This is a genomic window from Streptosporangium sp. OZ121 (genome assembly GCF_051918885.1).
GTDB lineage: Bacteria > Actinomycetota > Actinomycetes > Streptosporangiales > Streptosporangiaceae > Streptosporangium.
Genome location: NZ_JBPXMC010000001.1, coordinates 1,035,615 through 1,058,870, shown reverse-complemented (window position 1 = coordinate 1,058,870; position 23,256 = coordinate 1,035,615). Strand labels below are relative to the sequence as shown.

Below are 23,256 nucleotides of genomic sequence, written 5' to 3'. Positions count from 1 at the left end.
CGTTCGCGGCTTTCGGGAATCCCTACGGGGTGGTCACTGCCCCACCGCGCGGATCGACTTGAAGACGGTGTTGATGTCGGGGAGCAATTCCTTCCTGCTGTCCGGCACCGACATGTAGACGACCGAGGGCAGGTCGGCGCCGGTGCTCACCGCCGCCACGACCATGGTCGTCTTCGAGTCGCCCGAGGTGATCTCGTACGCCGCGAGCTGGCCGGGCAGGCCGTTCACCGACAGGGTCTGCTGGGCGGTCTTGCGGGCGGTGTTGCCCTCGGGGAAGAACTTGTTGCGCCCGCTGGAGGCCACCGCGTTGATCACCGGTGCGAGGTTCTCCGGCGAGGTGTACTTGCTCTTCAGGCGCGGGGAGAGCGGGCCCGACATCAGCTGCGCGAACTGGGTCTTGCCCGTGGAGTCCGTACCCGCCGGGAGATACTGGCGGGTCGTGAAGCCGTAGGAGGCGGGCATGCCGGGACGCTGGTCCTGCCGCCAGGGGGCGCCGAGCCGTGCCAGGGTGATCCCCGCCTGCTGGTCGGTGAGCGTGCCCGCCACCGGCGACGCCTCACCGGTGAAGCGTGGCAGGCGGCCGATGGCGGCGGGCTTGGCCGGTTTCTTGGTGGCCGCCGCGGAGGGCTTGGGATCGGAGGGGATCTCCTCGCCGCCTGCCAGCGGTCCGGCCAGGAACGCCCAGAGCACCGCGCCGAGCAGCGCGATGACCACGGACCCGGCCAGCGCGAAGATCCAGACCGGCCGTCCCCGCTCCCCGAGTTCGTCCTCGTCCTCGATGGCCTGGTAGTTGTCGCCGAAGACCGTGTTCCACAGCTCCTGCTGGCGCTCGGGCGGAGGTGTCTTCGGGCCGCTGATCTGGCCCGCGGTGACGAACGGCTTGTTCGGGTCGGAGGGGTCGCGGCTCAGGTGATGGCCGGGCTGGCCCGGATGCCCAGGCTGGCCGGGGTGACCTCCCTGTCCGGGCTGGCCCGGGTGGCCGGGCTGGGGCTGGGACGGCCCGGGACCGGCTCCGGGGTGAACGGGGGCCTGGGGGGCGGGTGCGCCGGAGGCCGCCGCGTTCGCGGCCTGGGCCCACATGGCGGGGGTGTCCGGCACGCCGTAGCTGCGCCGCGCGTTCCCGGTGCCGTCGCCGTTCGGGGTGCCGTTCGGGGCGCCGGCCTCAGGTGAGGCGCCCCCGAAGGGGGGACCACCGGGGGCGACGCCGGAAGGGCCGCCCTGGGCGTTTCCCTGGGCGTTTCCCTGAGCGGTGCCGGGATGGCCGTTCCCGAACGGAACGGCCGGAGCGTCGGTGCCCGCCCAGGAGGCGGAGAACGCCGAGGTCTGCGCCTCGGCGAGACCCGCGTTCCCCGAGGAGGGGACCGGCGGCCACGCGCCACCGCCCGCCGGGGCCGCGGGGGGCCAGGGGGCGTTCTCCGCCGGCGCGGATGAGGACGGCCACCCGCCGTTCTCCGTCGGCTGTGCGGGAGGCCAGGCGGGGGCGTCGGCTCCCGGCGCGGTGGCCTGCCACGTCTCGCCCGCCGGTGCACCGGGACCCTGCCGGCGCGCGTCCCCCTGCGGGCTCGACGCCTGTGCCCAGCCGTTGTTCTGCGGGCTGGTCGCCTGCGCCCAGCCGTCGGCCTGCGGGCTCTGCGCACGGCCGTCGTCGTGGGGCGTGGCGCCGGGCCGGCCGTCGTTGGTCGGTGCGCCGGCCTGCGCCCAGCCGTTGGAAGAGCCGGTCTGGAGGGCGGAGGTGGGCTGGGCGTTGCCGTCCTGTGGCGGCGTGGACTGCGGCCATCCGTTGTTCGGGGAGGACGAGTGCTGGCCGTCGCCGTCGGCCTGCGGACCCGAGGCCTGCGCCCAGCCGTCCTGCGCGGAGGTGGCTTGCGGCCATCCGTTGCCGGGGGAGGTCTGGTGCGAGCCGTCGGCGCCCTGCGGGCCGGAGGCCTGCGCCCAGCCGTCGCCTTGAGCGTTTGATCCCTGTGCGCCTGATCCCTGCGGGCCGGAGGCCTGGGACCAGCCGTCACCCTGGGGAGCGGTCGCCTGCGCCCATCCGTCGTTGCGCGGGCTGGACGCCTGCGCCCAGCCGTCCTGCGCGGAGGTGGCTTGCGGCCATCCGTTGCCGGGGGAGGTCTGGTGCGAGCCGTCGGCGCCCTGCGGGCCGGAGGCCTGCGCCCAGCCGTCGCCTTGAGCGTTTGATCCCTGTGCGCCTGATCCCTGCGGGCCGGAGGCCTGGGACCAGCCGTCACCCTGGGGAGCGGTCGCCTGCGCCCATCCGTCGTTGCGCGGGCTGAAAGCCCCCGACCAGCTGTCGCTCCGGGGGTTCGACGCCTGTGCCCAGCCGTTGTCCTGGGGGCTGGTCGCCTGCGCCCAGCCGTCGGCCTGCGGGCGCTGCGTGCGGCCGTCGTCGTGGGGCGGGGGGCTCTGAGGCCGGCCGCCGGGAGAATCCGCCGGGGAGGCGGCGGGACGCTGCCCCTCGCCGCCGGGTGAGTTCTGCCACGAGGAGCCGTTGCCGCCCTGCGACTCGTCCTGCGGGCGGGGGAGCCGAGGGCCGGTACCGAGGGGGTCGTTCGTCCACGAGGGCGACGGCTCGGCAGCCTCCGGCCATGCCGAAGGCAGGTGGGACTGGCTGGACTGCTCCGAGGCCATGCTTTCCTTACCTCCCGCGCGGGTGCCCGAATTAGGCGTATTGGGCATGGTCTCACGTGAGACGGGGGGGCTCGCAGGGAAACCGGAGAACGCCCCCCTGAACTGGAGTCCGGTGGGGTCGGTCGGTGGATCCTGCATCGGCAGGCCGACCTCCATCGGATCCGGGCCCTGCCCCGGCTCTGCTGAATGTGCCACGGTTAGAAGAGTAAACGTGAGAGACATACGAGGTCACAACAGGCGCATAGCCATCGGGTCTCGTTGCCCCGCGAGTACGGGAACCCCATTCTGCCGACCTGGCCGGATCCTGTCCCCCGCTTGCCGCGATCGGCCCTGTTTTCCCTGGCCATGAATACGCCTTGCGGGCTGCGATAGTCTTGGTCTATGCGTGCCGCGACCCTGCTTATCGGGCCGCATCGGCTTTCCCGTCCCTGAGCGCCCTGCCGATGCGGCTGCCCTCCGCGTGAGCGGGGGGTTTTTGCATTGGGCCGGACGGGTCAGACCATCCACGCAGACACACCCCGAGGAAACCGACGTGAGCGAGCGAGCCGACATGCAGAGCGACGAGCAGCACTATGACCCGCAGGCCCTGCAGGTCAAGTGGCAGCGCAGGTGGGAGGAACTGGACCCCTTCCGGGCCTCCGACGACCCCGCCGACCCGCGTGAGCGGCGCTACATGCTCGACATGTTCTCCTACCCCTCGGGCGACCTGCACATGGGGCACGCCGAGGCGTTCGCCCTGGGCGACGTCATCTCCCGCTACTGGGTCCAGCGCGGCTACAACGTGCTGCACCCCGTCGGCTGGGACTCCTTCGGCCTGCCCGCCGAGAACGCCGCGATCAAGCGCAACGCGCACCCGGCGGAGTGGACCTACGCCAACATCGAGACCCAGGCCGGCTCCTACAAGCGCTACGGGATCTCCTTCGACTGGTCCCGCCGCCTGCACACCAGCGACACCTCGTACTACAAGTGGACCCAGTGGCTGTTCAACCGCTTCTTCGAGCGCGGCCTGGCCTACCGCAAGGGCGGCCTGGTCAACTGGTGCCCGAACGACCAGACCGTGCTGGCCAACGAGCAGGTCAAGGACGGCAGGTGTGAGCGCTGCGGGACCGAGGTCGTCCGCCGGGAGCTGACGCAGTGGTATTTCAAGATCACTGAATACGCCGACCGGCTGCTGAACGACATGGCCCAGCTGGAGGGCAACTGGCCAGAGCGCGTGCTGGCCATGCAGCGCAACTGGATCGGCCGCTCGGAGGGCGCCGACGTCGACTTCGTGATCGAGGGTCGCGACGAGCCGGTCACCGTCTACACGACCCGCCCCGACACCCTGTACGGCGCGACCTTCTTCGTGGTCGCCCCGGACGCGGCGCTGGCCGAGGAGATCGTCACCGACGACCGGCGCGAGGCCTTCGAGGCGTACCGGACCAGCGTGTCGAAGTTGTCGGACATCGACCGGCTGTCCACCGAGAAGGAGAAGACCGGCGTCTTCCTGGGCCGGTACGCCGTCAACCCGGTCAGCGGCGAGCGCATGCCGGTCTGGGCGGCCGACTACGTGCTGTCCGACTACGGCCACGGCGCCATCATGGCCGTGCCCGCGCACGACCAGCGCGACCTGGACTTCGCCCGCGCCTTCGACCTGCCGGTACGGGTGGTCGTGCACACCGGCCTGGCCGATCCGGGCGAGACCGGCGTCGCCACCTCCGGTGACGGCGCGATGGTCAACTCCGGCCCGCTGGACGGCCTGGCCAAGGCCGAGGCGATCCGGAAGATCATCGAGGTGCTGGGCGAGCGGGGCACCGGGCGGTTCACGGTCAACTTCCGGCTGCGCGACTGGCTGCTGTCGCGCCAGCGCTTCTGGGGTTGCCCGATCCCGATCATCCACTGCGCCGACTGCGGCGAGGTCCCCGTCCCCGACGACCAGTTGCCCGTCACCCTGCCCGACATGCGCGGCGAGGCACTGGCACCCAAGGGCGTCTCCCCGCTGGCCTCGGCCGAGGATTGGGTCAACGTCTCCTGTCCCAAGTGCGGCGGCCCGGCCAGGCGCGACACCGACACGATGGACACCTTCGTCGACTCCTCGTGGTACTTCCTGCGCTACGTCGACCCGGCGTACGAGAACGGCCCGTTCGACGTCGAGCGCGTCCGCAAGTGGGGCCCGATCGACCAGTACGTCGGCGGCGTGGAGCACGCCGTGCTGCACCTGCTGTACGCCAGGTTCTTCACCAAGGTCCTGCACGACATGGGAATGATCGACTTCGTCGAGCCCTTCACCCGCCTGCTGAACCAGGGGCAGGTCATCAACCAGGGCAAGGCGATGTCCAAGTCGCTGGGCAACGGCGTCGACCTGGGCCAGCAGATCGACGCCTACGGTGTCGACGCGGTCAGGCTGACCGTCGTCTTCGCCGGGCCGCCCGAGGAGGACATCGACTGGGCCGACGTCTCCCCGGCGGCGTCGCAGAAGTTCCTGGCCCGCGCGTTCCGGGTGATGACCGAGGCCGGCGCGGCCTCGGCACCCGGGGTGGACGTCACCGCCGGAGACCTGAACCTGCGCAAGGTCGTCCACCACACCGTCGACGAGGTCACCAAGCTGGTCGACTCCCACCGCTTCAACGTCGCGGTGGCCCGCATGATGGAGCTGACGAGCGCGGCCCGCAAGGCCATCGACTCCGGGCCCGGCGCGGCCGACCCGGCGGTCAGGGAGGCCGCCGAGACCCTGGCGGTCATGCTGTCCCTGGTCGCGCCGTACGCGGCGGAGGAGGGCTGGGAGCGGCTGGGACACTCCGCCTCGGTCGCCACCGCGGGCTGGCCGGTCGCCGACCCGGCACTGCTGGTCCAGGAGTCGGTCACCTGCGTCGTCCAGGTCGCGGGCAAGGTGCGCGACCGGCTGGAGGTCTCCCCGGAGATCTCCGAGGCGGACCTGGAGGCGCTGGCCCTGGCGTCGGAGAAGGTCCGGTCCTTCCTGCCCGGAGCGCCGCGAAAGGTGATCGTCCGCGCGCCCAAGCTGGTCAACATCGTTCCCTAGGCGGCCGGGGAAGCTCTGAGAACGCCGGATGGGTGGTGTCCCGACATCGGGACGCCACCCATCCGGCGTGTCGCGCGTCCTCCGGCGTGTCGCGCGGAGGCCGGAGGCGCGTGGTGTGGAACTCGCGCCGGAACGACGTGTTTCGAAGCTCGCTCAGCAGACGCGGAGAAGAACGGTCCGGAGCTCGCCCCGGAACGCTCGCTTCAGAGCTCGCGGTCGCGTCAGAGCTTGCGGAGGACCGCCACGACCTTGCCGAGCACGGTGGCCTCGTCACCCGGGATCGGGTCGTAGTTGGGGTTGTGCGGGACCAGCCAGACATGGCCGTCTCTGCGCTTGAAGGTCTTGACCGTGGCCTCGCCGTCGATCATCGCCGCGACCACGTCGCCGTTGTCGGCGACCGGCTGCTGGCGTACGACCACCCAGTCACCGTTGGCGATGGCGGCCTCGATCATCGAGTCACCGGTCACCTGGAGGAGGAAGAGGGTGCCCTCGCCGACAAGCTGCTTGGGCAGGGCGAAGACGTCCTCGATGCTCTCCTCGGCGAGGATGGGACCACCGGCGGCGATCCGGCCCACCAGGGGGACGTAGGCGGCGGTCGGGCGGCTGACCGGGGCCTCGTCCTCGCCGGAGTCGGGGTCCACCCACAGCACGGGCTCGCCGGGAAGGCGGACCTCCAGGGCGCGGGGGCGGTGCGGATCACGCCGCAGGTAGCCCTTGCGCTGCAAAGCCGTCAGCTGGTGCGACACGCTGGAGGTGCTGGTGAGCTGCACCGCCTCACCGATCTCCCGCATGGACGGCGGGTAGCCGCGCTGCTGCACGGAATCGCGGATCACCTCAAGGATCTTCCGCTGCCTGGGGGTGAGGCCAAGGGAGTCACGCCTTCGCACCGCCAGGTCGCTGGCGGCCGAACCGTTCTCGTTGTGCTGGCTCATACGAACTCCTCGCCTCCCGGTCTGTATTTAACGCGTCGCACACAGCGACCATACCTCGGCCGAAGATCATATTCAAACAATTGTTCGAATGTCCTCGAAATCGGCGACGCCGTGGTGTACAACATCGTACGGGAGTTCGATCGACATCGTGTTCGATTCGCCGATCTTTCTTCGACATGTGTTCGGCCAGGTCGAGGGGATGGGGGTCACCATGAAACCGACCACGACGACACCGCGATCCAGGACCGCGCCGGCATCCCGGGCGGCGCGGCGATCGCCGGAGGCGCCGCGCCTGCGGCTCGTGCCGCCCCCGCGACCGGAGCCGGAGCCGGAGGCCGAGCGAAGTTCTGAGGCGGGATCCGGGCGGGGGTCGGCGCCGGTGTCGGGGCCGGGGCCGGGGCCGCGTCCCGGCCGTGGGTCGGGACGGAGGTCCGGGCAGGGGCCCGAGCGGGCGTCCGGGCAGGGATCCGGGCAGGGGGCCGAGCGGCTGTCCGGGCGCGAACCGGGGCAGGGGTCCGGCCCGGAGTCCGGGCGGCCGTCCGGGCGTGAGCGGAGACGGCGACCCGGTCGCGAGCCGGGCCGGAGGCCTGGCCGTGAGCCGGAGCGGGGGCTCGGGAGCGGATCCGGGCCGAGGAGGGCGCCGGGATCGGCGGTGGCGCCCGTGGTGCGGGCCCGCCGTTCCGGCGTCGCCCGTCCGGCGCCCGTCCGGCGGCCACTCCGGCTCACCAGGCGTGGAAGGATTGTGGCGGTGACGGTGCTCGCGCTCCTCACCCTGGGGGTGCTCTGGATCGGCGGGCGCATCGACATGGCCTCGGCGGGCGGGCGACCGGACCTCGAGGGCCTTCCCCGGATCACGGTGCACGCGGGCGACACGCTGTGGGAGATCGCGGACGCGTTGACGGAGGAGGCCGACGCCGGCCCGACGGTCCGTCGTGTCATGGACCTCAACGGGCTGTCCGGCTCGACGGTCCGGCCGGGGACCCGGCTCTATCTCCCCGAGGGCCTCCTCCGCTGAGACCCCGGGAGGGCCTGTCCCCCGAGGCGGGTTCTCGATGTGGGGTCCCCGAGGTGGGGGAGGGGTGGCGGCGTACGTGGGGGAGGGGTCCGAGAGGGCGGTCGGCGGGCGGGGGGAGGGAGTGCGGGGCGTCTCGCCTGACAGATCGCCCGGGGCGTGTGTGAGGGAAGGGGCGCCCGGGACGAGAGGGGTCTCGCCCGGGTGGCGACACGCCGGGATGTGACGGCTGATCAGCGACTTCGTCCGGCAAGGTCGTTTCAACTTGCGTTCATGGTCGCGCACTTCTACGGTTGGACCACAACATCTAGTGGCTGCATCGCAACCCTTCACCACAGATTGTGTTTCCATTACCGCACCTCGACTATTCGAAGGTGTGTGCGCGAGCGTCTGGGCGTGCGCGTGGTGGGTAGGTGAAGTGGGTCGGCCGCTTCGGTAGTCAAGGAGGCGACACGCGTGCATTGTCCGTTCTGTCGCCATCTCGACACGCGAGTCATCGACAGCCGGGCCACCGAGGACGGCGGGGCCATCCGCCGCAGGCGCACGTGCTCCGAATGCGGGCGCAGGTTCACCACGCAGGAGACCGTCCTGCTCATGGTGAGCAAGCGCAGCGGTGTGACGGAGCCGTTCTTCAGGGACAAGGTGATCGCCGGGGTCCGGCGGGCCTGCCAGGGGCGGTCCGTCAGCGAGGACTCCCTGGCGCAGCTGGGCCAGCGGGTCGAGGAGAGCATCCGGGCCACCGGGTGCGCCGAGATCGCGGCTCACGAGGTCGGGCTGGCCATCCTGGGTCCGCTCCGCGAGCTGGACGAGGTGGCGTACCTGCGGTTCGCCTCCGTCTACCGGGGGTTCGAGACCCTGGCCGACTTCGAGGCGGAGATCGAGCGGCTCCGGGCGGAGCGCTCCACCGAGCAGGACTGATGCAGACCCCGGGCGCCGGGGGTGAGGCGGCGCGTTGGTGTGGTCCGATTCGAGGGTTCTACGGAGCCCCAGGAGGGGGAAGTCATGACGGAGACTGTCGGCGCGGTGACACGTGGGGGCAAGAGGCCTCGCAAGGGCCTGAAGATGAAGCGCATCTTCACCACGCCAGGCGTGCATCCCTATGACGAGCTGACCTGGGAGCGCCGTGACGTCGTCATGACCAACTGGCGCGACGGCTCGATCAACTTCGAGCAGCGCGGCGTCGAGTTCCCCCAGTCGTGGTCGGTGAACGCCGCCAACATCGTGACCACCAAGTACTTCCGCGGCGCGGTCGGCACCCCGCAGCGGGAGTGGAGCCTCAAGCAGCTGGTCGACCGGGTGGTGGGCGTCTACACGCGCACGGCGGTCGAGCACGGCTACTTCGCCAGTGACGAGGACGCCGAGATCTTCGACCACGAGCTCAAGCACGCTCTGGTCAACCAGGTCTTCAGCTTCAACTCGCCCGTCTGGTTCAACGTCGGCACCGCGTCGCCGCAGCAGGTCAGCGCCTGCTTCATCCTGGCCGTCGACGACCAGATGGAGTCGATCCTCGACTGGTACAAGGAAGAGGGCGTGATCTTCAAGGGAGGTTCGGGCTCCGGCGTCAACCTCTCCCGGATCCGTTCCTCCAAGGAACTGCTCTCCAGCGGCGGCACCGCCAGCGGCCCGGTCTCCTTCATGCGCGGCGCCGACGCCTCCGCGGGCACCATCAAGTCCGGGGGCGCCACCCGCCGCGCCGCCAAGATGGTCGTCCTCGACGTCGACCACCCCGACATCGAGGAGTTCGTCGAGACCAAGGCACGCGAGGAGGACAAGATCCGCGCCCTCCGCGACGCCGGGTTCGACATGGACCTGGGCGGCAAGGACATCGTCTCCGTCCAGTACCAGAACGCCAACAACTCCGTGCGCGTCTCCGACGAGTTCATGCGCGCGGTGGAGAACGGCGAGGAGTTCGGCCTGCGCGCCCGCCTCACCGGCGAGGTCATCGAGAAGATCGACGCCAGAGAGCTGTTCCGCAAGATGGCCAAGGCCGCGTGGGAGTGCGCCGACCCCGGCCTCCAGTACGACGACACGATCAACGACTGGCACACCAGCCCGGAGACGGGCCGCATCACCGCCAGCAACCCCTGCTCGGAATACCTGCACCTGGACAACTCCTCGTGCAACCTGGCGAGCATCAACCTGCTGAAGTTCCTGAAGGACGACGACACCTTCGACATCGCGAACTTCGTGAAGATCACTGAGCTGGTCATCACCGCGATGGACGTCTCCATCACCTTCGCCGACTTCCCGACCGAGAAGATCGACGAGACCACCCGCGCCTACCGCCAGCTGGGCATCGGCTACGCCAACCTCGGCGCGCTGCTCATGGCCACCGGCCACGCCTACGACTCCGACGGCGGCCGGGCGGTCGCCGGGGCCATCACCTCGCTGATGACCGGCGTCTCCTACCGCCGCAGCGCCGAACTGGCCGCGGTCGTGGGCCCGTACGACGGCTACGCCCGCAACGCCGACGCGCACAAGCGGGTCATGCGCAAGCACAACGACGCGAACGACGCCCTGCGCACGTTCGACGAGATCGACGGGGCCATCCACCGCGAGGCCTCCAGGCAGTGGAACGAGTGCCTGCGGCTCGGCGACAGGAACGGCTACCGCAACGCCCAGGCCTCGCTCCTCGCCCCGACCGGCACCATCGGCCTGATGATGGACTGCGACACCACCGGCATCGAGCCCGACCTCGCCCTGGTCAAGTTCAAGAAGCTCGTCGGCGGCGGCTCCATGCAGATCGTCAACCAGACGATCCCCCGCGCGCTGCGGCGGCTGGGCTACCAGGAGGAGCAGGTCGAGGCGATCGTCGAGTTCATCGCCGAGCACGGCCACGTCGTCGACGCCCCCGGCCTGCGGCGCGAGCACTACGAGGTGTTCGACTGCGCCATGGGCGAGCGCGCGATCGCCCCGATGGGCCACGTCCGCATGATGGCCGCGGCCCAGCCGTTCCTGTCCGGAGCCATCTCCAAGACGGTCAACCTTCCCGAGTCCGCGACGATCGAGGACATCGAGCAGGTCTACATGGAGGGCTGGAAGCTCGGCCTGAAGGCCCTGGCCGTCTACCGCGACAACTGCAAGGTCGGCCAGCCCCTCTCGGCCTCGGGCAAGAAGACCGAGGAGAAGGAGACGCCCGCCGAGCCGGCGATCCAGGTCGTGGAGATCAGCCGCCCGACCCGGCGCCGGATGCCGAACCAGCGCCCCAGCACCACCACCCGCTTCACCGTGGGAGGCGCCAAGGGCTACATGACCGCCTCGTCCTACCCCGACGACGGCCTCGGTGAGGTCTTCCTGAAGATGTCCAAGCAGGGCTCGACCCTCGCGGGCGTCATGGACGCGTTCTCGGTGGCCATCTCCATCGGCCTGCAGTACGGGGTGCCGCTGGAGACGTACGTCGGCAAGTTCGTCAACATGCGTTTCGACCCGGCCGGCATGACCGACGACCCGGACGTCCGCATCGCCGCCTCGGTGATGGACTACATCTTCCGCCGTCTGGCCCTGGACCACCTGCCCTACGACGACCGCGCGGCCCTCGGGATCTTCTCCGCCTCCGAGCGCGCCGCCCAGCAGCGCGGTGAGGACCCGGCCCCGATCCACACCGACGAGGTCATCGCCGAACTCGCCACCTCGGCCCCCATCGAGCCGGCCCCCGTCGAGGAGCCGCAGTCCCGCCCCGAGGCGGTACCCGTGGAGACCCCGCGCCGCACCGGCTCCCTGGAGTCCCACCAGGGCCGCACCGCCGACGCGCCGCTCTGCATGACCTGCGGCACCAAGATGCGCCCGGCCGGCAGCTGCTACGTCTGCGAGGGCTGCGGCTCCACCAGCGGCTGCAGCTAATCCCGGGCGGAAAGGTAGTGCCGGGCGGAGCTGCTGAATCCGCGTAGTGCCCGGTGACGAAGGGGGCCGGAATCGCATCCGGCCTCCTTCAGGCGTTTCCGGGGCAGCCTGACATGGTCGCTCGGGGGCGGCGGGGCGCTTGGGCCGCGCCTCCGGAAGGGCTCCCGGTAGGACAGTGGTCAATCAGGATCAATAACGGAGTGCGCGCGTCCCGGGCGGTAGCCTGCGGCTATGAGCTTCCGCCTGGCGGCGTACGCCGTGTGCATCGAGGACGGGCGGGTGCTGCTCGCCCACCACGTGGGATCGGGGGGCGAGCGGAACTGGACTCTTCCGGGCGGGAAGGTCGAGCACGGGGAGGATCCGTTCGACGCGGTCATCCGGGAGGTCGCCGAGGAGACCGGCTGTGACGGGGTGGTCGAACGCCTGCTGGGGGTGGATTCGAGGATGATCCCCGCGGCCGACCGTCTGCCCGGCCTGCCTGAGCACCAGAACGTCGGCGTCTTCTATCGGGTTCGTATCACCGGTGGCCGACTCCGGCCCGAACCGAACGGCGAAACCGTCGAGTCGGTCTGGACCTCCCTGCCCGATGTCGCGCACCTGCGCCGATCGTCGTTGGTCGATGTCGGACTCTCCCTGGCACGGACCCTTCCGGCGACCGGCCATGTCAATCCCGTCCCGGTCGGCGGTTTGATCCAGCACTGAGCGTTCTCATCCGGAGCGAACGGCGTCCGGGCAGATTTCTACAGGCGATAGACCCGGCGGGCGGTGGCGGCGAAGACGTTCTGGACGACCTGGGGGGACCGGCCGGCGAGGACCTCCTGCCAGGTGGAGACCAGGGTGGGCAGGTCGGTCCAGATCTTCTCGATCGGGAAGTTGCTCCCCCACATGCAGCGGTGCGAGCCGAAGGCCTCCAGGCAGGTGTCCGCGACCGTCTCGATCAGCGAGCGGTCCACGCGGTGTACGAACGTGCCCTGACCGGTGAGCTTCACCACGACGTTGGGCCGCTCGGCGAGCAGTCTCAGGCCGCGTTTCCACTCCGCCACCCGGGACACCTCGAAGTCGTCGAGCATCCCCGCGTGGACCAGGACGAACGTGACGTCGGGGAAGTCGTCCACGAAGCTCGCGGCGTCGGCCATCTGCCCGGCGAACACCTGGAGTTCGAACAGCCAGCCGAGGTCGGCGAGCGAGGCGATGTTACGGCGGAAGACGGGATCCTTCATGCGGTCGGGGGCGGAGGCGAAACGGAACTCCGGCCGCTCGTGCCAGTGCAGCTGCAGCCGGGTGCCCCTCATGAGCGGGGTGAGCGCGGCCTGGCGGCGCATCACGTCGGCCGCGCCCTCGTCGAAGAGGTCGGCGGACCCGATCACGGCCGTGGGCCAGCCGGTCTCGGCGTGCGTCTCGCGCAGCCGGCGCACCTCGTCCAGGGAGCGGTCGAGCGGCCAGTTGGCCTGCACGTAGACCGCGGAGGTGATGCCGCAGGCGGTGGCCTCCTCGACGTACTCCGACACCGGGTAGTCGCGGCGGATCGGTTCGTATGGGCCGAAGATGCGCGGGATCATCTCTCCCTGGAGCCAGGGCAGGTCGGCGGCGCGCCAGATGTGGTGGTGCGCGTCGACGATCCCGGCGGGAGCCGGACGGGCGGTGGTGTCGTTCATCGGATACCTCCGGCGTGGGGACCCTCGGCTCCGGCCCCGCGGAGGGGCCTGTCCGTGGGGGCTGTCATGAGCGGGCTCCCGTGGAGCGAGGAGTGGAGCGCGGAGCGGCCCACCGCCTGGCCGCCGCGCGCCGGGGGCCGGACAGGACCGCGGGGAGGCGGCGGACCTCCGCGAGAGCGGTGGGCAGGTCTCGTACGCCGCCGAGGTGGTCGAGATGGGGGAGGAGGGCGGCCATGGCGCGCGTGACCGGGCTGTAGGTGGGAGAGCACGCCAGCGGTGACCACCAGACGAGCCGGTGACCCAGCCGGGACAGGCGGGCGGTCGCACGGACCATGGGGACGTGGTCGCCGCGTTCGAGCCCGTCGGACAGCACGATCACGAGCGCGCCCCTCGCGAGCGCCACGAACCGCGGAATGCCCAGGAACTCCCGCAGCGCGGTCCCGATCGCGGTGCCGCCGTCGGCGTCCGTCACCCGCTCGGACACCGCTCGCAGCGCCCGGCCCGTGTGGGGGTGCGACAGCGCGGAGGTGATCCTGGTGAGCCGGGTGCCGAAGGTGAAGACCTCGGTGCGGGCCGGTGCCGCGCGCAGTGCCGTGTGCGCAAGGCGGAGCAGGTCGGGGGTGTGCCGCCGCAGCGAGCCCGAGACGTCGACCAGGATGAGCAGGCGGCGCGGGCGCGGGGGCCGGGCGCGCCGGCGCAGCTCGATGATCTCCCCGTCGTGGCGGTGCGCCCGCCGCCAGGCGTGCCGCACGTCCAGCCGGTCGCCGGTCCGCGCCGGGCGCCGCCGCCTCGACGGGGTCGAGGGCAGCACGGCGGGCCAGGCGGCCTCCAGGGTCCGGGTGACCGGACGCCACCGGTCGCCGGCCGCGTCGAAGTCCCGCCTGCCGTACGTGCTGAGCGTGCTGGCCTCGACGCCGTCGCCGGGCAGCACCTCCCGCGGGGCGGGGTCGTCCTCGCCCGGCCCCTGGGGGGAGGGGACGTCGCTCTCCCCGGCGGGGGGTGGCGGTACGGCGTCCGGGAGGCCGCCCTGCTGAAACCAGGCGGCGAAGACCCGGTCGAACGCGGCGAGCTCCTCGATGTCGTGCAGCAGGGTGATCCTGGCGTACCAGTACAGGGCGGTCAGGTCGCGCGGCGGTGACTCGCCGACGACGCGCAGCAGGTCGGCCTGTTTCGGCAGCGCGGTGGTCACGCCCGCGGCGCGCAGCGCGGACAGGAACCCCCACACGTGACCGGCCGCGAGGACGGCGGGTTCGCCGTCGCCTGGCGGTCCTCCCGTGAGGGCGGTGGGTTCGCCGTCGCCGTACGGCTCCCGCGCGAGGGCGGGGGGCTCAGGCATCGCCGAACAGCTCCTCCGCGTGCCCGAGGAGCAGCCGGGTGTCCTCCTCGTCCTTGATGAGCAGGCCGAGGGCCCGGCGCAGCGCCACGGGCCAGGGGCTGCCGCCCTCGGCCAGGGCCACCGCGCCCCTGGCCCACTCCACCGACTCGGCGATGCCGGGCCGCTTGAGCAGCGGCAGCCCGCGTACCCGCTGGACGGCGCGTACCAGCCCCTCCGCGGCCCGCTCCTCCAGGCCGGGCACGGCCGCGCGCAGGATCGCCCGCTCGCGGTCGACCTCGGGGAAGGCGATCCAGTGGTAGAGGCACCGCCGCTTGAGCGCGTCGTGCAGCTCGCGGGTCCGGTTGGAGGTCAGCACCACGACCGGCGGCGTGCGCGCCCGGATGGTGCCCAGCTCCGGGACCGTGATCTGGAAGTCGCCCAGGAACTCCAGCAGGAACGCCTCGAACTCGCTGTCGGCGCGGTCGATCTCGTCGATCAGCAGGACCGCGCCGCGGTCGGCCTCCAGGGCGCGCAGCAGCGGCCGCCGCAGCAGGAACTCCTCGCGGTAGAGGTCGCCGACCTCCTGGCCGCGGCTCTCGGCCACCCGGACCTGCAGGAGCTGCTTGGGGTAGTCCCACTCGTACAGCGCCTGTCCGGAGTCCAGCCCCTCGAAACACTGGAGCCGGATGAGCTCCCGGCCCACGACGCGCGAGAGCACCGTGGCGATCTCGGTCTTCCCGACGCCCGGTTCCCCCTCGAGCAGCAGCGGCCGGCCCAGCCGCAGCGCCAGGTGGACGGCCGTGCAGAGGCCCTCGTCGGCGAAGTACCCCTCCCGTTCGAGCGCCGCGGCGAGTGCGCGCTCGTCCAGGAGGCGGCCCACCGAGGAGGCCCCGGCGGCCACCGGGGAACCCGCCGGGGACTCGCCGGTCGCCGGGGACTCGCCGGGCGCCGACAAGGATTCACCGTGCACCGGGGGGAACCCGACGGTCGCCGGGGACTCTCCGGTCGCCGAGAAGGACCCACCGGGAGCCGGGGGGAACCCGCCGGCCACCGGGGAACCCCCGACAGGCGTCACAGTTGCGCGTGCTCGGTCGTGAGCAGGTGGACCCGCTGGGCGGTGTGCGCGGCGGCGTCGGCCGCGGCGGCCTTGCCGTGCTCGGAGCCGAACGCGGCGGCGCGGGCGTCCTCGTCGTCGAAGTAGAGCTCGTTCACCGAGTCGAACGGCGCGTCCTCGCCGTTGCTGACGCTCACCGTGTACTTGCGCAGCCCGGGAAGCCTCCTGGCGAACTCGACGTGGTCCTCCACGACCCACTTCGCGAACTCCTCGTGGGACATGTTCTCCGCGCGCTTGAGCAGCGAGACGACTTTCAGCATGGGTATCGGTTCCTCCGGATCGGATGGGTGTTCAGGCGTTTCCGCGCGAGGACACCTCGCGCGGGGCGTCCCGCGCGAGGGCGTCCAGCCCGCGCAGGACGCGTTCGGGGGTGATGGGCATCGCCGTGACGCGCACGCCGCAGGCGTCGAAGATGGCGTTGGCGATGGCCGGGATCGGCGCGTTGGCGGTCATCTCGCCGATGCCCTTGGCGCCGTAGGGGCCGTTGCCCGCCGGACGTTCCAGGAACAGGCTGTGCTGTACGGGAATGTCGGCCGGCCCCGGCATGAGGTAGTCGGCGAAGTCGCCCGGCCCGTGGTCGCGCCGCGGGTAGTAGGGCTCGGTGGTCTCGAACAGGGCGTGCGACATGCCCATCCATGCTCCGCCCTCGACCTGCTGGGTCGCCATCGCCGGGTTGAGCGCCCGGCCGATCTCGTAGGCGTTGTACAGCTCCAGCACCTCGACCGTCCCGGTCTCGTCGTCCACCTCGACGACGGCGACCGTGCACGCGTGCGCCTGGCAGGAGTCGGGGTCCATCTCTCCCGTCTCGGGCACCGGCGTGCTCGGCTCCTTGAGGAAGATGCCGCGCCCGGAGATCGTGCGGCCGTGCTTGAAGTGCGCGGCGAGGGCGAGGTCGGTGATGTGGATGCTCGGCTGGTCCGAGCCCTTGAGCTTGATGACGCCGGTGCCGTCGGTCTCCAGGTCCCCGGCGTCGACCTCCAGCTCCTCGGCGGCGACCTCCAGCATCACGGCGCGCGCCTCGGCCGCCGCCATGATGACGGCGTTGCCGACGCGGTGGGTTCCCCGGCTGGCGAAGGTCCCCATGCAGTGCGGGCCGGTGTCGGTGTCGGCGGTGTTGACCAGGACGTTCTCCATCGGCAGGCCGAGCGTCTCGGCGGCGCACTGCGCGGCGATCGTCTTGATGCCCTGGCCGAGGTCCACCGAGGACAGCGTGATCACGAAGGTGCCCGTGGTCGTGGCGTGGATCAGCGCCTGTGACGGGTCGCCGCCGAGGTTCATGCCGGTCGGGTAGTTCACCGACGCGTATCCGCGCCCGCGCAGCCTGGCCATGGCCTACAGCCCCTCTCGTGTCGTCGACGACATCCGGCGGTACGCCTCGGGCAGCTCGTGCCCGGACATCTCCGCGGCCTTCTGGATCACTTCGACCAGGGCGGTGCCCTCGGCGACCTTGCGGTGGGCCTTGAGGTCCCCGTCGCGGTAGGCGTTGAGGAGGCGCAGCTGGAGCGGGTCCATGGACAGGGCCCTGGCGATCCGGTCCATCTGCGACTCCAGCGCGAAGTCGCCGATGGTGACGCCGAACCCGCGCATCGCGCTGGACGGCGTGCGGTTGGTGAACACGCAGTGGCAGTCGGCCCACACGTTCGGGATCGAGTACGGCCCCGGCAGGTGGGCGGCGGCCTTGGTGGTGCCGTACGGGGTGTGCCGGGCGTAGGCGCCGGAGTCGACGTACAGCGTGACCTTGCGGCCGATGATCCGGCCGTCGTCCATCACGGCGTCCCTGATGTAGATGCGCTCGGCCGCGCGCGGCGAGGAGACCTGCATCTCCTCGTACCTGCTGTAGACGAATTTGACCGGGCGGTCGGTCACCATGGCGGCTACGCACGCGACCGGCTCGACGACGACGTCGACCTTGCCGCCGAAGCCCCCGCCGACCGTCCCGCCGACGACGCGCAGCTTGTTGAACGGGGTCTGGAGGATCAGCGCGGTGTTGTCGAGGGTGAAGAAGCACGCCTGGGTGTCGGAGTGGATGCGCAACCGGCCGTCGGCCTGCGGGACCACCACGCAGCCGGTGGTCTCGGTGGGGGCCTGCTCGATCGGCGCGGACTCGTAGCGCCACTCGAAGACGTGGTCGGCCTGCCCGAACGCCTCCTCCACGTCGCCGAACCGGATCCGCCGGCAGTGGTGTCCCTCGTAGGTGAAGAAGTTGCGGCCGTGGTACTCGTTGACCAGCGGCGCCCCCTCCGCCAGGGCCTCCTCGACGTCGAAGACCGCCGGCAGGTCCTCGTAGTCGACCCTGATCCTGGCCGCGCCCTCCAGGGCAGCCGCCTCGGACTCGGCGACCACCGCGCAGATCGGCTCGCCGAGGTAGCGGACCTTGTCCACGGCCAGGATCGGCTCGTCGTCCGGCCCGACGCCGATCAGCTTGAGCGGGGTGTAGATGTTGTTCGGGATGTCGGCGTGGGTGAGGATCCGCGTGACGCCCGGCACCTCGAGGGCGCCGGTCAGGTCGACGTTCCTGATCCTGGCGTGGTGGCGGGCCGAGCGGTGCATCTTCAGGTGCAGCATCCCCCGGGGGGCGACGTCCTCGAAGAACTCGGTCCTGCCGGTGACGTGCCCCAGCGCGTCGGAGCGCTGGACGACCGAGCCGATGACGGTGAAGTCGTCCTCGCGCTCGGCGGCGAAGGAGCCCTTGTCGATGGGGGCGAGTCGGTAGGTCATCGCGACACGGTCCCTTCCACCGGCTGTCCCTGCTCGGCGCTCTCCCCGCGCCTGCGCCTGGCCGCGTCCAGAATGGCGATCATGATGGGCTGGTAGCCGGTGCACCGGCAGACGTTGCCCGAGATCGCCTCGGCCACGTCCTCCTTGGTCGGGTCGGGGTTGCGGTCCAGCAGGGCCTCGGCGACCATGATCATGCCCGCCGTGCAGAACCCGCACTGGGTGGCGAAGTTGTCGACGAAGGCGCTCTGCACCTCGTCGAGGTCCCCGCCGGCGGCCACTCCCTCAAGGGTGCGGACCGAGCAGCCCGAGACCGTTTCCACGGCGACCAGGCACGCCGTCACGGGCCGGTCGTCGACCAGCACGGTGCAGGTGCCGCAGCTGCCCTGCGCGCAGCCGCGCTTGGCCGCGGTGAGCCCCAGCGAGTCGCGCAGGGTCGCCAGGAGAGTGGTGCCCGGTCTGGCGATGAACTCCCGGGGTTCGCCGTTGACGACGAGCGAGACGATCTGTGACGACATTGTCCGGCCCTTTCTGGGGGGTGGGCGCGTATGAGCACGTGGGGGCGCGGAAAACCGCTAGCCGGTGAAGGCCCGGCGCAGGTGCACGGGCAGGACGCGCGCCCGGTACCACGCGCTGGCGTAGGCGTCGTCGAAGGGCGCCGTGTCGGAACGGGCGGCCTCCCCGGCCTCGGTCAGGACCTCGGGGCTCAGCGGGCGGCCCGCCAGCAGCCGCTCGGCCGACACCGCGCGCACCGGGCGCGGGGCGACGCCGCCGAGGGCGATCCTGGTCGAGGTCACCACGCCGTCCTCGGTGCGCGTCACGGAGGCGACGGTCACGATGGACGCCGAGTTCAGCTTGCGGCGCATGGCCTTGTGGTAGTACCAGGTCCCCGGTTCCGGCAGGGCGACCACCACCGCCGTGACGAACTCGCCCGCGGCGACCCCCGAGGCGAGCACGTCGGCCACCGGGGCGTCGCGCCGCCCGCCGGGGCCCGCGATCTCGCACAGCGCGTCGAGGGCGAGCAGGCAGACCGCCAGGTCGCCGTACGGCTGCGCGACGAACAGGTTGCCGCCCACGGTCGCCAGGTTGCGGATCGTGGGGGAGGCGATGGTGCGCACCGCCGGGCGCAGGAAGCCGAGCCCGGGATGCTCCTCGACGGAGGAGAGCGGAGCCGCCGCGCCGATCCTGGCGACGCCGTCGCGGACCTCGATCCCCGCCAGCCCGGCCCTTCGCAGGCTGATCAGCTCGCTCCCGGTCGCGGTCCCGCCGCTGACCAGCGGCATCACGACGGTGCCGCCGCCCATGATCTGGCCGCCCCTCGCCGAGTGGACCGCCACGGCCTCGGCGGACTCCGGCACGTGGACCGCCTGGATCATCATGTCCGGACCCCCTGCGTTACAAGCGGGTTAACTATCGATAATTGATTATCGGAACCGTAGGCTGAGGGTCGTCCCTGAGTCAAGGGGAGGCCAAGAGGAGATCGATGAACGAGAATCGACACTCGGTAGGATGCGCTCCATGACCGAGGAGATGACGGGGGAGCCCTCCATGCTGCCGCGGCTGACGCTGTCGCGGCAGATCCGCGACTCGCTGGTCAGCCGGATCGTCTCCGGCCAGTTCAGGCCCGGTGAGCGGCTGGTGGAGACACGTCTCGCGGCGACGTACGGCACGAGCCAGGCACCCGTCCGAGAGGCGCTGCGCGAGCTGGAGGTCATGCGGCTGGTGGAGACCCAGCCGCGCAGGGGCACCTTCGTGCGCCCCTTCGTCCACGAGACGCTCAGGGAGAGCTACGTCGTGCGGGCCGCGCTGGAGGAGACGGCCATCCGGCTCGCCATCCTCGCCGGGACCGTCCCGCTGGAGGCGCTCGGATCGGACGTGGCGGCGATGCGGGCCGCGGCCGCCGAGGGCGACGGCGAGGCGTCCATGCGGGCGAGCGTGTCCTTCCACCGGCGCATCGTCGAGGCCGCTCGCAACGAGTTGCTCAGGCTCTCCTGGGAGGGGCTGCAGATCGAGGCGCGCACCTCGGTCACGATGCTCGCGACCGGGGTGGACCTCCACGACATCGCCCGCGACCACGCCGAGCTGCTGGCGGTGATCGAGCGCGGCGACCTGGAGACGGCCTGCAAGCACGCCCGCGACCACCAATGGCACTACGCCGACCTCCCGCACGACGCCCACGGCAGGATCCGCGACACCGCCGCCGGCTGAATCCCGTCTGAATCCCGCTGAATCACCTCGTATCCGGAGGATTCGCGGTTGGAAGCCGGTGACCGGGGTAGCCGGGCTGGGCTGTCGTCATCACCGGCCGGAACGGCGGGTCGCCCGATCCTTGTGAGGGGCCGGCGCCCGCCGCGGCACGGACGGCGAGATCGTGCGCGGCGCGGGAGCCCGCCCGACCTCACCGCCCCGGCCGGGGTGCGGGAAACGCGGATACGGTTCGAGGAAAGGTGAGATCGTGACGAGCAACTCTGGACAGACCGGTTCCGAGGCGGCGACGGCCGCGGCCAGGACGCTGGCCGACCCCAACGCGACCGACGAGGAGAAGTCCGCCGCCGCCAGCGCGCTCTCGCAGGCCCCGGAGAGCCACGGGGAGACCGGTGCCGAGGCGGCGTCGGCCTCGTCCAGGACGCTGTCGGACCCGGCGCAGGGCGACGAGGAGAAGTCGGCCGCCGCCAGCGCGCTGTCCCAGACGCCGGAGAACAACAGCGACAAGTGACGATCGCGGCTGCCCGGAGGTCGCCTCCGGGCAGCCCGCCGCCCAGGTCGTCAGGAGGTCGCCACGAGGTGCCTCCGGGCGGCCCGCCGTCCGGGGCTCACCTCCCGGCGGCCTCACCAGGCCAAACCACGCCGGACCAGGCCTCACGAGGTGTCCCCGGGTGGCCCGCCGTCCGGGACGTCACATCGCCCAGCGCCGGAACCCGCCCTCGGAATTGATCACCTGGCCGGTGATCCAGGCACCGTCGTCGGAGGCGAGCCAGCGGACCAGCCGGGCGACGTCCTCCGGTTTCCCCCATCGGCCCGCGGGCAGCGCCCGGCCCACCCTGCGGGTGATGTCGGGATCGGCCCAGCCGGTGTCGACCGGTCCGGGGTTGACCGCGTTCACGGTGATGCCCCGGTCGGCGAGGGCGTCGGCGAGGCTGAGTGTCATCTGGTGGATCGCGCCCTTGCTGATGGCGTACGGCAGCTCCTGGCTCATCGGGGCGAGATGCTGTCCCGAGGTGAACAGGATCACCCGCCCGCCGGGCCGCCGGTCGTCGTGCCGGGCGGCGAAGGCCTGCGCCAGCAGCACGCTCCCGCGGGCGTTCACCGCCCAGGAGAGGTCGAGCTCGGCCGCGGTCACCTCGTCGAGCGTTCCCAGCGCGCTGCGGGCGTGGTTGGCCACCACCACGTCGACATGGCCGAAGGACCGCGCCGCCAGCTCGATCACCGACTCGGGCGTCTCCGGTTCGGCGAAGTCGGCCTCCACGTGCCGCAGGCGCTCGCCCACCCCGCCGAGCTCGTCGAGGACCCCCGCCATCCCGGCGGGGTCGGCGCCCCACGGCTGGCCGGCGTCGTGCGGCGTCCACGAGTGCGCCAGCACGCTCGCCCCCTCGGCGAGCAGCTCGCGGGCGATCGCGAAACCGATCCCGGCCCGCCTGCTCACCCCGGTCACCACCGCGACGCGCCCCGCCAGCGATCCCCCGCCGTTACCGTCGCTCGTCTCGATCGTCATGGTCCGATCCTGCCGGAGGGGGCGGTGCGCTCGCGATCGGCCTCCGCGCGACCCGGCCGGGCTGGAGCGGCTGCTCGCCGACGACGCGGTCACCTGGTCCGACGGCGGAGGCAGGGTGAACGCCGCGCTGCGGCCGGTCGCGGGCCGGAGCGGGTACGGGACACGGGCGCGGCGGTGACCGGGACGGTCCCCGCCGTGCGGGATCGCGACCCGTCGTGCGCGCTGCCGCGCCGGCTCCGGTTCTCACGGGAGAGGCCTCCCGGGCCGGTGACCCCGTGCCCGCTTCGCCCGCCGGGAGATCAGGTGGCCCGCGTGCCCGTCCGGGCGGCGATGTGGTCGGGAGGGGCGATTCCGGCCGGAAGCAGGGGGTCGGGGACCGGGGCGAGCCAGGTGGTGGCCAGAGGCAGCCGGCCCGCCCAGAGCCCCAGCTCCGCGTCGGGCCCCTCGCCGTCGTCGGGCGGCCCGGAACTCACCTTGACCGACGCCTCGGCCAGGGAGATCGCGAGGATCGTCGTCGCGGCGAGCTCCTTGCGGCTGGGCCGCCTGGCGTAGTCCCACTGGCCGGGGGCGGCGCGCTCGGTCAGGATCCGCAGCGCGGCCAGCTTCTCCTCGCCCTCCAGGGAGCGGGGCACGCCGTAGACCATGGCGGAGCGGTAGTTGACGCCGTGCTCGAACACCGACCTGGCCAGGATGAGGCCGTCCACGTGGGTGACCGTCACGCAGACCGTTCCCGTACCCGGGCCCGCCGCGCCCCCCGGCTCGTCCGTGCCGGCGCCCGTTGTGGTCCCGGATCGGTCCGGGCCGGTCAGGCTCCTGCTGGCCACCGAGCCGTGCACGTAGAGGTGGTCGGCGTCGAAGCCGTAGACGGTGGGGACCACCATGGGCACACCACCTGAGATCACTCCCAGGTGGCAGACGAATCCGGCGCCCAGCACCTCGTACAGGGCGGCGCGATCTGTGCGGCCCTTCTCCCGCAGGCGTCGGTGGCGGGTGCGCTCGGTCGCGGACAATTCGCTCATGAGGCGATATTCAATCAGGTGACCTCGGAGTTCGGGGGCCCGTGGTTCGTGTGTCCCGTCATGTGGACCGCAGGGAAGGGGATCCGCGGCGAGCCCGCGGCCGGGACAGCGGCGGAACGGCGGCCCGAACGGAGAAAGACCCGCCGTGGCGGGTCTTTCGCGAGGAGGGCCGGACGGGGTCAGGCGGCGGATGTGGGGCCGCTCGTCCGTGGAAAGCGGAGGACGTTGCGGCCCGTGTAGGCGCTGAGGTCGACGACCTTGGTGTCACCGCTCACCCCTCGGCGTGTCGCGGAAC

The 23,256-nt window shown here is 71.7% G+C and carries 20 protein-coding genes; 8 read left to right on the top strand and 12 right to left on the bottom strand.

Annotation, left to right across the window (positions count from 1 at the left end):
- Positions 1-33: 33 nt before the first annotated feature.
- Positions 34-2,628, bottom strand: coding sequence for a hypothetical protein (locus tag ACTOQ1_RS04905; RefSeq protein ID WP_440064708.1), 2,595 nt, complete (start codon positions 2,626-2,628; stop codon positions 34-36).
- A 550-nt stretch (positions 2,629-3,178) separates the two neighbouring features.
- Here ACTOQ1_RS04905 and leuS point away from each other — a divergent pair.
- Positions 3,179-5,647: a leucine--tRNA ligase gene (gene leuS / locus ACTOQ1_RS04900; protein ID WP_440064786.1), complete on the top strand. Its 2,469-nt coding sequence runs from the start codon at positions 3,179-3,181 to the stop codon at positions 5,645-5,647.
- Between the two features lie 221 nt (positions 5,648-5,868).
- Here the strand turns inward: leuS and lexA are convergent, their stop codons facing one another.
- A complete protein-coding gene (lexA, locus tag ACTOQ1_RS04895; RefSeq protein ID WP_350975199.1) occupies positions 5,869-6,579 on the bottom strand; it encodes a transcriptional repressor LexA in 711 nt (236 codons plus the stop codon).
- Positions 6,580-7,327: 748 nt separating this feature from the next.
- Here lexA and ACTOQ1_RS04890 point away from each other — a divergent pair.
- The 4 genes from ACTOQ1_RS04890 (at position 7,328) to ACTOQ1_RS04875 (ending at position 12,133) form a co-directional block, all read left to right on the top strand.
- Positions 7,328-7,594 (top strand): LysM peptidoglycan-binding domain-containing protein, encoded by a 267-nt coding sequence (locus ACTOQ1_RS04890; RefSeq protein WP_440064707.1) that lies wholly within the window; start codon positions 7,328-7,330, stop codon positions 7,592-7,594.
- 453 nt (positions 7,595-8,047) lie between these two features.
- Entirely contained in the window at positions 8,048-8,509 is a 462-nt protein-coding gene (gene nrdR / locus ACTOQ1_RS04885) for a transcriptional regulator NrdR (RefSeq protein WP_362682135.1), read from the top strand.
- Positions 8,510-8,593: 84 nt separating this feature from the next.
- Entirely contained in the window at positions 8,594-11,431 is a 2,838-nt protein-coding gene (locus ACTOQ1_RS04880; RefSeq protein WP_440064706.1) for a vitamin B12-dependent ribonucleotide reductase, read from the top strand.
- Positions 11,432-11,662: 231 nt separating this feature from the next.
- Positions 11,663-12,133, top strand: coding sequence for an NUDIX hydrolase (locus ACTOQ1_RS04875; protein ID WP_440064705.1), 471 nt, complete (start codon positions 11,663-11,665; stop codon positions 12,131-12,133).
- A gap of 38 nt (positions 12,134-12,171) precedes the next feature.
- On the opposite strand, the gene ACTOQ1_RS04870 is transcribed toward ACTOQ1_RS04875, so the two are convergent.
- From ACTOQ1_RS04870 to ACTOQ1_RS04835, 8 genes are all read right to left on the bottom strand, one after another.
- Complete coding sequence (locus tag ACTOQ1_RS04870; RefSeq protein ID WP_440064704.1) at positions 12,172-13,086, bottom strand: amidohydrolase family protein; 915 nt, start codon at positions 13,084-13,086, stop codon at positions 12,172-12,174.
- 64 nt (positions 13,087-13,150) lie between these two features.
- Positions 13,151-14,422 (bottom strand): vWA domain-containing protein, encoded by a 1,272-nt coding sequence (locus tag ACTOQ1_RS04865; RefSeq protein WP_440064702.1) that lies wholly within the window; start codon positions 14,420-14,422, stop codon positions 13,151-13,153.
- Positions 14,415-15,356 (bottom strand): AAA family ATPase, encoded by a 942-nt coding sequence (locus tag ACTOQ1_RS04860; protein WP_440064701.1) that lies wholly within the window; start codon positions 15,354-15,356, stop codon positions 14,415-14,417. Before ACTOQ1_RS04860 ends, ACTOQ1_RS04865 begins: the two co-directional genes overlap by 8 nt.
- Positions 15,357-15,472: 116 nt before the next feature.
- On the bottom strand, positions 15,473-15,775 hold the full coding sequence (locus tag ACTOQ1_RS04855) for an EthD family reductase (protein ID WP_440064700.1): 303 nt from the start codon (positions 15,773-15,775) through the stop codon (positions 15,473-15,475).
- Positions 15,776-15,806: 31 nt separating this feature from the next.
- Positions 15,807-16,844 carry a xanthine dehydrogenase family protein molybdopterin-binding subunit gene (locus tag ACTOQ1_RS04850; protein WP_440064699.1) on the bottom strand — a complete coding sequence of 346 codons (1,038 nt, stop codon included), beginning with the start codon at positions 16,842-16,844 and terminating at the stop codon, positions 15,807-15,809.
- A gap of 3 nt (positions 16,845-16,847) precedes the next feature.
- Entirely contained in the window at positions 16,848-18,233 is a 1,386-nt protein-coding gene (locus ACTOQ1_RS04845; protein WP_440064697.1) for a xanthine dehydrogenase family protein molybdopterin-binding subunit, read from the bottom strand.
- Positions 18,230-18,748 carry a (2Fe-2S)-binding protein gene (locus ACTOQ1_RS04840; RefSeq protein ID WP_440064695.1) on the bottom strand — a complete coding sequence of 173 codons (519 nt, stop codon included), beginning with the start codon at positions 18,746-18,748 and terminating at the stop codon, positions 18,230-18,232. Before ACTOQ1_RS04840 ends, ACTOQ1_RS04845 begins: the two co-directional genes overlap by 4 nt.
- A 57-nt stretch (positions 18,749-18,805) precedes the next feature.
- Entirely contained in the window at positions 18,806-19,609 is an 804-nt protein-coding gene (locus ACTOQ1_RS04835; protein ID WP_440064694.1) for an FAD binding domain-containing protein, read from the bottom strand.
- Between the two features lie 139 nt (positions 19,610-19,748).
- On the opposite strand from ACTOQ1_RS04835, the gene ACTOQ1_RS04830 reads away from it, so the two are divergent.
- Positions 19,749-20,438: a GntR family transcriptional regulator gene (locus tag ACTOQ1_RS04830; protein WP_440064692.1), complete on the top strand. Its 690-nt coding sequence runs from the start codon at positions 19,749-19,751 to the stop codon at positions 20,436-20,438.
- A 247-nt stretch (positions 20,439-20,685) separates the two neighbouring features.
- Positions 20,686-20,946 carry a hypothetical protein gene (locus ACTOQ1_RS04825; protein WP_440064691.1) on the top strand — a complete coding sequence of 87 codons (261 nt, stop codon included), beginning with the start codon at positions 20,686-20,688 and terminating at the stop codon, positions 20,944-20,946.
- Between the two features lie 180 nt (positions 20,947-21,126).
- Here the strand turns inward: ACTOQ1_RS04825 and ACTOQ1_RS04820 are convergent, their stop codons facing one another.
- Complete coding sequence (locus ACTOQ1_RS04820; RefSeq protein WP_440064689.1) at positions 21,127-21,942, bottom strand: SDR family oxidoreductase; 816 nt, start codon at positions 21,940-21,942, stop codon at positions 21,127-21,129.
- On the opposite strand from ACTOQ1_RS04820, the gene ACTOQ1_RS04815 reads away from it, so the two are divergent.
- The gene (locus tag ACTOQ1_RS04815) at positions 21,941-22,120 is read left to right on the top strand and encodes a hypothetical protein (protein WP_440064688.1); all 180 of its coding nucleotides are present in this window, start codon (positions 21,941-21,943) and stop codon (positions 22,118-22,120) included. The genes ACTOQ1_RS04820 and ACTOQ1_RS04815 overlap by 2 nt on opposite strands.
- A gap of 121 nt (positions 22,121-22,241) precedes the next feature.
- Here the strand turns inward: ACTOQ1_RS04815 and ACTOQ1_RS04810 are convergent, their stop codons facing one another.
- On the bottom strand, positions 22,242-22,961 hold the full coding sequence (locus tag ACTOQ1_RS04810; RefSeq protein ID WP_440064687.1) for a pyridoxamine 5'-phosphate oxidase family protein: 720 nt from the start codon (positions 22,959-22,961) through the stop codon (positions 22,242-22,244).
- Between the last annotated feature and the right edge of the window lie 295 nt (positions 22,962-23,256).

Coding starts and splice junctions, on each gene's coding strand:
- ACTOQ1_RS04905 (WP_440064708.1), bottom strand. CDS start 2,628: ATGGCCTCGGAGCAGTCCAGCCAGTCCCACCTGCCTTCGGCATGGCCG.
- leuS (WP_440064786.1), top strand. CDS start 3,179: ATGCAGAGCGACGAGCAGCACTATGACCCGCAGGCCCTGCAGGTCAAG.
- lexA (WP_350975199.1), bottom strand. CDS start 6,579: ATGAGCCAGCACAACGAGAACGGTTCGGCCGCCAGCGACCTGGCGGTG.
- ACTOQ1_RS04880 (WP_440064706.1), top strand. CDS start 8,594: ATGACGGAGACTGTCGGCGCGGTGACACGTGGGGGCAAGAGGCCTCGC.
- ACTOQ1_RS04875 (WP_440064705.1), top strand. CDS start 11,663: ATGAGCTTCCGCCTGGCGGCGTACGCCGTGTGCATCGAGGACGGGCGG.
- ACTOQ1_RS04870 (WP_440064704.1), bottom strand. CDS start 13,086: ATGAACGACACCACCGCCCGTCCGGCTCCCGCCGGGATCGTCGACGCG.
- ACTOQ1_RS04865 (WP_440064702.1), bottom strand. CDS start 14,422: ATGCCTGAGCCCCCCGCCCTCGCGCGGGAGCCGTACGGCGACGGCGAA.
- ACTOQ1_RS04855 (WP_440064700.1), bottom strand. CDS start 15,775: ATGCTGAAAGTCGTCTCGCTGCTCAAGCGCGCGGAGAACATGTCCCAC.
- ACTOQ1_RS04850 (WP_440064699.1), bottom strand. CDS start 16,844: ATGGCCAGGCTGCGCGGGCGCGGATACGCGTCGGTGAACTACCCGACC.
- ACTOQ1_RS04845 (WP_440064697.1), bottom strand. CDS start 18,233: ATGACCTACCGACTCGCCCCCATCGACAAGGGCTCCTTCGCCGCCGAG.
- ACTOQ1_RS04840 (WP_440064695.1), bottom strand. CDS start 18,748: ATGTCGTCACAGATCGTCTCGCTCGTCGTCAACGGCGAACCCCGGGAG.
- ACTOQ1_RS04835 (WP_440064694.1), bottom strand. CDS start 19,609: ATGATGATCCAGGCGGTCCACGTGCCGGAGTCCGCCGAGGCCGTGGCG.
- ACTOQ1_RS04830 (WP_440064692.1), top strand. CDS start 19,749: ATGACCGAGGAGATGACGGGGGAGCCCTCCATGCTGCCGCGGCTGACG.
- ACTOQ1_RS04815 (WP_440064688.1), top strand. CDS start 21,941: ATGGTCCGATCCTGCCGGAGGGGGCGGTGCGCTCGCGATCGGCCTCCG.
- ACTOQ1_RS04820 (WP_440064689.1), bottom strand. CDS start 21,942: ATGACGATCGAGACGAGCGACGGTAACGGCGGGGGATCGCTGGCGGGG.
- ACTOQ1_RS04810 (WP_440064687.1), bottom strand. CDS start 22,961: ATGAGCGAATTGTCCGCGACCGAGCGCACCCGCCACCGACGCCTGCGG.